Genomic DNA, 6,694 nt, shown 5'->3' on the forward strand with positions numbered 1-6,694 from the left:
CCGAAGGGGTCGCCGGGCGACGAACTGCGCCTTGCGTGCTGGCGGCCTGCCGTGTCTCCGGTGCTGGCGCCGGCGAAGACTCTGGTTTGGTGATGAAGATGTCCGTGGGCGCCGGCTGGGCAGGGGCCGCGCGCGCGGGCTCGACGCCGTGGCCGCCTTTCCCGCCAGCACCGTCGGCGGCGGCAGCCTTCGAGGCGGCCCCCGGTGCAGCAGCGGGAGCCGGCGTAGCAACCGCCTTTTCTGTTGGCGCTGGTGCCAGCAGGTCCTTGCCGACGCTGGTCGTGGCGGGGCGCGAGGCAGCGTCGCTGGGATCGAAGCGCTGGAAGTGACGATAGCCGAAATAGACGGCAATGCCGAGCGCGATGAGCGCGATAACCGTCTTGAGACCGCGCCCTCCGCGTTCGGGTGTGCCGGGCGCGGTGTCCACGATCGGTGCGGCAGGCTGCGGGTCCGGCGCATCCTGCACGGAAACGGCGGGCGCAACCTCGACCGGCGCCGCGGCGGGTTGCGGGATGGGCTCAGGGTCGGGGCTCGCCGCTTCGGTATGTAGCAGCGTCGCCACTGCCTCCGACGAAGCGATGGCAGCAGGTGCGCGGACCTCGGTTTCGTCGCGCCGACGGGGTTCGGCGGGAATCTCCCCGGGTTCTGCGAGCAGGACGAAATCGTCGACCGGGGCGGCGGCGTGGGGGACAGCGCCGGCGGTGGCAGGAACACGGGCAGCCTCCCCGCGGGCGGACCCGTCGGGTGGCAGCGGCAGAAAGAACTCATTCGGTCCGCCGTCTGCCAGCGGCGCTTCGCATTCCTGGCAGATCGCCGCCGTCGAGTCGTTCACCGTCCCGCAATGCGGGCAGGGCTGCACCCGCAGCGGCGCGCCGCAAGCGTTGCAGTATCTGGAATCGGCGGGATTCGCGTGAGCGCAAAAGCCGCACTTGAGGGGGTACAGGGACGCGTTTTCCATTCCGCTCTCCGGCGATTGGCTCCCCAGACGCTATCTTAGCCCAGCCTGTGCGGAACGTGTGGCTTTGCAGCAAAGCCGGAAAACCGGACGACGCCGGGCGGCCCGGGAACGCCGGGTGCGCTTACTCGGAGACGACGTTTCGCCCTTTTTCCTTGGCCCGGTACAGCGCTTCGTCTGCCGCGTGGAGCAACTCCTGCAGCGTCGTCGCCGGCGGACTGCTAGCGATGCCACAGGAGATCGTGGTGGGGTCCGCCAGTTTCAGGCGGCTGTCAGGGGATTCGGTTTCGACCGCGGCGCGCAGGCGCTCCGCGACGGTCAGCGCGTCGGTGCGCGCAGTATCGGGCAGCAGCACGCAGAACTCGTCGCCGCCGAAGCGCGCGAGCAGATCGCCCGGGCGCAGGTGTCTCGCGAGCACGTCGGCCACGATGCAGATCAGCATGTCTCCGGCGAGGTGACCCGCGGCATCGTTGAAGGCTTTCAAGCCGTCGAGGTCGATCAGCACGAGGCTGACCGGGACATCGTCGCGTTCGCAGCGCTCGAGCTGTCGCCGGAACGCTTCGTTCATCCAGCGCCGATTGTGCAGGCCGGTGAGACCGTCGGTGCTGGCAGCGTGCTCGAGTTCACGCTCGCGGTCGAGCCCGTTGACGATGACGGCATTGTCGTGGCGCATGCGCCGCGACAGCACGTACAGAAGATTGCGTGCGACCGCGTGCGACGTGTTCACCAGCGACCAGACGACGGGTTCGGGTATGGCGAGCAGACGTGTATGCTCCAGCGCCACCACGGTTGCGGAGATCGGCTCGCCGTCCACCGCGGACATCTCGCCGACGCATTCGCCGGCCTCGATGACGGTGTGCAGGGGCGCATCGGTCCCGGCGAGATGAACGCTGACACGGCCGCGCAGCACGACGAAAATCTCCTTGCTCGGTGCGTCTCCCTGCGTGAGCAGGGTCTGCTTCTCGCGCAGGTCACACACTGCGCAGTCGCCCAGCAGATGCTCGATCAGTTCGATGTCGACGGCGCGAAACAGGCGGGAGGCAGCCAGTGCCTGCCAGTCGGCCTCGGTAAGTGAGTTGTTCATGGTTGCGTTGGAACCCGCGCCGTCTCGACGGACGCGGGCAGGCGGGATACGTCGGTGGAATATAGCCCGAAACCCGACCTCGCGATAGCCTCGCAGCGGCTTCCCGACGAGCCCTTGCCGATGGCGCTCAGGAAATCGGCGCCGGCTCGACGCGAACCGGAAACGCCTGGTGGAAGCGAAGCTCGTGCGAGTCTTCCACGTCGACGTCGATTTCCCCGCTCTGCCTGGGGATGAAGTTGAAGCGCAGGTACGGATCCTCGGAGATGCTGAAATCCATGTCGGCGGAGAGCAGGGTGGCCCCGGCGTAGGTGACCTTCACCTTCGACACGAAGTGCGAGGGGATGTACATCACCGTGATCTGGTTCAACTCGAAGCCGGTGTTGTTCGGGTGGCTGATCTGGAGCTGGACCGGGCTCATCTGATGTGCGACGAGCCGGTCGGCGAGGCGCAGCCGGATCTTGCCGAGGTCGGCCGCCTGCTGCGCCTGATCCTTGTTGGGCGGCTGGGTACAACCGCCCGAGATCTTGGCGTAGCGCGAAGCCATGTGCAGCTGCCCGTCCGACAGCTCCGCGATGACGCGAACATGGCCGTATTCCTGGACGCGGATGCGCGTTTCCAGTTCCGCCATGCCGACTTCCGGAGAAAACTCCCAGGTCGCGCCGACCGGGGAGGGATTCTTGTCGACCACGAGGTAGAGGCGCTGGATGTAGAGCTCGGGTCGCTGCGGCATGCTCGTGCGGATGGCGATCGGGACGGTCGCGCCGAACGCCTGGCGGCGCGGCATCTCCAGGGTGACCACCGAGCCCGAATCGAAGATCGGCCGATCCTGGAAGAGCACCTTGCGGATCTTGAGCCATTCCTCCGTGGGGGCGTTGTCGGCGGCATCGAGCGGCAGGCCACCCGGGGCCGCTCGACTCGTCGCCAGCGTCGCCGACAGAATCACGACCGAAAGCCCGAGCAAGCACGCGAAAGCCCGTACGGCTGCAACCATATCTCCTCCTTCCGCCGCAAATCGGCATCGCCCAGGGCGTCGCGGCCATGGACAGGTTCAGCGAAGTTGTACGAACATATGCGCCGCACCCGAGCTTCAGGATGCGGCGGCGCCGACGCAGTCCCGGGCAGCGCGATGGACCGCGCTGTTGCTCCTGCACGGTGCGCCCCCCTGCCGGTGGCGGCCTCTCGGTCGCTCACAGCGATAACAAAACTCTATCATCATGCGCCGCCCGATGACTGCCCGCCCGTTCCACGCTCGCGCGCTTTCGCTCGGCCTCTGCCTCGCGCTCGGGGCGTGCGCGACCACCGAGGCGCCGCGCGGTCCGCTTGGAGGGCCACCAGCGCCGGCTGCGCCCGCGCCCGCACCGGCGCCTGCGGCGCCCGAGAGCAGCGCGCCCGTGATCGAAGAGCCGCTGCCGGACCTGAACCGCCGCGACAATGTCTACTTCACGCAGGGGTCGAGCGTCATTGATGAATCCGGCCAGCAGACGATCCGACAGCATGCCGAGAAGCTCAAGAACGACCGCCGGCTGGTGGTTACCCTGATCGGCTACGGCGCCGCGGACGGCGGCAGCACCGAATACAAGGTTGCGCTCGGTCAGAAGCGTCTCGATGCGGTGGCGGCGGAGCTCAAAGCGGCCGGGGCGGCGCTTGGGCAGATCCGCAAGCAGACTGCGCCCGCGGGCAAGTCGGCCGCCCAGCGCTGCGCCAACGAGGCCTGCCACCAGTTCGACCGCCGCGTCGAACTGCGCTACATCGACCTCAAGACTCCCCCCAGTCGACGCGTGCCGTAGTCATTGTCGCTGTCCGGCGACATCTGTCGTCCGGGTTCGTGTCGGGCGTATCATCCTCGCGCCGTTCTTCCATGGCGGCTTGTTTCCCCATCTATCACAACAAGGGAGAAGGAAATGGTAAAGAAACTGGTTCTGGGTGCGATCGCGGCCGGGTTCGCGGCCGGTACTGCGTGGGCTGCCGACTACGGCACCGCCGCCGAAGCGAAGGCGATGCTGGAGAAGGCGGTGGCTGCGGTCAAAGCGGACAAGCCAGGTGCACTGGCGAAGTTCCAGAAGGGCGAGGGCGGCTTCAAGGATCGCGACCTCTACCCATACTGCGGCGGGGCCGACGGCATGGTGACCGCGCATCCGACTCTCCTTGGCAAGAGCCTGAAGGATCTGAAGGGCAAAGCAGGTGAGCCGATCGGCGAAGAGATGTACAAGAACGCGCAGGAAGGAAAGATTTCCGAGGTCACGTACATGTGGCCGCGCCCGGGCACCACAGAGCCCTTGGTCCAAAAGACGGTCTACTACACCAAGATCGGCGATCAGATCTGCGCAGTCGGCTACTACAAGTGATGACCTGCACCCTCCCGTGACGAGGTCCGGCTGACCAGGGGCAGCAAGCCCGCAGGGAACCTGAGACCGCAGACGAGAGTCTGCGGTCTTTTCGTTTTCAGGCGAGCGGGGGGCAGCGCCGATGGACGCCTTGTGGCGGGCGCCGCCGGGTTCCTCGGAACCGCTCGGGTAAAATGCACGCCTTCGCATTCTTGAGGAAACTGGCATGAGCAAGCGCCGCGACCGAGAACTCGGGATGGATCGGCGAATTTCGCGTCGCGACTTCCTGAGCGGTGTTGCGCTCGGTGCCGCAGGATTGCTCGTCGGACCGCGCCGGCTGCAAGCGGCGGAAGCCGCGGTCGGCGCTTTCCGGCTGGCGCACGATTACTACCCACCCGCCCTGACCGGGCTGCGCGGCAGCCACGTCGGTTCGTACGAAGTCGCCCATGCGCTGCGCAGCGGCGAGCTCAAGCTCGACGCGCAGGCTGCGCGCGACACCGGCGAGCGATACGACCTCGTCGTGGTGGGCGGCGGCATCAGCGGGCTCGCGGCAGCGTACTATTTTCGCCAGGCGGCGGGGCCGGATGCGCGCATCCTGATCCTCGACAACCACGACGACTTCGGCGGGCATGCCAAGCGCAACGAGTTCACCGTCGGCGATCGCACGCTCGTCTCCTTCGGTGGCACCTGGTCCATCGAGAGTCCGGGCCCCTACAGCCCGAGCGCGAAGAAGCTGATCGAAGGGCTCGGCATCGACGTGACCGGATTTGCGAAGGTGGTCGACCGGCGCCTCTACCGCTCACTGGGGCTGGGTCCGGGCGTCTTCTTCGACCGCGAGACCTTCGGCGTCGATCGCCTGGTGCCGCGTCCGAACAACAGCGGCTGGCTCGGCAAGGCGGCGGATGCCGTCGCCATGAAGCGGTTTCTCGCCGCGACCCCGCTGGCCCCCGCCGCGCAGGCGGATCTGCTACGCCTGCAGCAGGAGAACATCGACTATCTGCCAGGGTTGAGCTCGGACGAGAAAAAGGCGCGTCTCGCGCGCATGAGCTACCACGACTATCTCGTTCGGGTGGCGAAATGCGATGCCGGCGTGCTGCCCTTCCTGCAGGCGCTGCCGCACGGGCTCTATGGCGTCGGCATCGACGCGGTGCCTGCGCAGGACGCGTGGGGTCTCGACTACCCGGGCTTTGGCGGGCTCGATCTGGAGCGCACGCCAGGGCCGGGCATGAATCACGACGCCATGCACGGTGTCACCGGCGACGGCGGCTCCTATTTCTATCACTTCCCCGATGGCAACGCGACGGTGGCCCGGCTCCTGGTGCGCGAGCTCATCCCGCAGGCGATTCCGGGTGACGGTGCCGAGGACATCATCACCAGTCGCGCTGATTACGCTCGCCTCGACCTGCCCGGGCAGCCAGCGCGCGTGCGCCTGAACAGCACGGCCGTGCATGTTGCACACGTAGGTGATCCTGCTTCCGCCGGCGAGGTGGAGGTGTCCTACGTCAAGGACGGCAAGCTCGAACGCGTGCGTGGCGGCCGCGTGGTGCTCGCCTGCTGGAACGGCGTGATCCCGTACATCTGTCCGGAGTTGCCGGCGCCCCAGCGCGAGGCGCTCGCCTACGGCGCGAAGGTGCCCCTCGTCTACACGAACGTGGTGCTGCGCGACTGGAACGCCTTTCTCAAGCTCAAGGTTTCGCAGGTCGAGGGGCCGGGCAGCTACTATTCGGGTGTGGCACTCGACATGCCGGTGAGCATCGGGGCGTACCAGTGCACGCGTTCGCCCGATCAACCGATTGTCGTGTGCCTTTCGCGCACTCCCTGTTCGCCCGGACTTCCGGCGCGCGATCAGCACCGCGTCGGCCGCCAGGAGTTGCTCACCGCGTCTTTCACCGACATGGAACGTAAGACCCGCGAGCAACTCGCCCGCGTACTGGGCGCCGGCGGCTTCGATCCCGCCGACGACATTCTCGCGATCACCGTCAACCGCTGGCCGCACGGCTACGCGTATCAGTACAACTCGCTCTGGGATCCCTTCTGGCTGGATGGGGGCGAAGCGCCGAACGTCATCGGCCGCAAGCCCTTCGGACGCATCGCCATCGCGAATGCCGATGCTGCCGCCTACGCCTACACCGACGGCGCCATCGACATGGCGCAGCGCGCGGTGCAGGAACTGCTCACCGTCAAGTCCTGACAGCACCGCGCTCGACCGGTCCCCTGGGTCGGGCAAATCCGGCGATCGCCATGCACCAGCCGTGGGCGCACGGTGCCTGCCGTGCGACGCGACGGTGCATGCCATAGGGATACATCGGCGGGCAACCCGTTCTTCCCTGC

Annotated in this window: 6 protein-coding genes; 3 read left to right on the plus strand and 3 right to left on the minus strand. The window is 67.2% G+C overall.

The window, feature by feature from the left end:
• From JNK68_12980 to JNK68_12990, 3 genes are all read right to left on the minus strand, one after another.
• Positions 1 to 958 (minus strand): zinc ribbon domain-containing protein (locus JNK68_12980; GenBank protein MBL8541268.1); only part of this gene is annotated, 958 nt, incomplete at its 3' end.
• Between the two features lie 121 nt (positions 959 to 1,079).
• A complete protein-coding gene (locus JNK68_12985) occupies positions 1,080 to 2,039 on the minus strand; it encodes a GGDEF domain-containing protein (protein MBL8541269.1) in 960 nt (319 codons plus the stop codon).
• 127 nt (positions 2,040 to 2,166) lie between these two features.
• Positions 2,167 to 3,030 carry a quinoprotein dehydrogenase-associated SoxYZ-like carrier gene (locus JNK68_12990; GenBank protein ID MBL8541270.1) on the minus strand — a complete coding sequence of 288 codons (864 nt, stop codon included), beginning with the start codon at positions 3,028 to 3,030 and terminating at the stop codon, positions 2,167 to 2,169.
• Between the two features lie 235 nt (positions 3,031 to 3,265).
• Here JNK68_12990 and JNK68_12995 point away from each other — a divergent pair, with 235 nt between their 5' ends.
• The 3 genes from JNK68_12995 to JNK68_13005 all read left to right on the plus strand — a co-directional run bounded on the left by JNK68_12995 (position 3,266) and on the right by JNK68_13005 (position 6,554).
• Entirely contained in the window at positions 3,266 to 3,826 is a 561-nt protein-coding gene (locus tag JNK68_12995; GenBank protein ID MBL8541271.1) for an OmpA family protein, read from the plus strand.
• Positions 3,827 to 3,940: 114 nt separating this feature from the next.
• Complete coding sequence (locus tag JNK68_13000) at positions 3,941 to 4,384, plus strand: cache domain-containing protein (protein MBL8541272.1); 444 nt, start codon at positions 3,941 to 3,943, stop codon at positions 4,382 to 4,384.
• Between the two features lie 235 nt (positions 4,385 to 4,619).
• Positions 4,620 to 6,554, plus strand: coding sequence for an FAD-dependent oxidoreductase (locus JNK68_13005; protein ID MBL8541273.1), 1,935 nt, complete (start codon positions 4,620 to 4,622; stop codon positions 6,552 to 6,554).
• The last annotated feature ends 140 nt before the right edge of the window (positions 6,555 to 6,694 follow it).

The organism is Betaproteobacteria bacterium, from assembly GCA_016791345.1.
GTDB lineage: Bacteria > Pseudomonadota > Gammaproteobacteria > Burkholderiales > JAEUMW01 > JAEUMW01.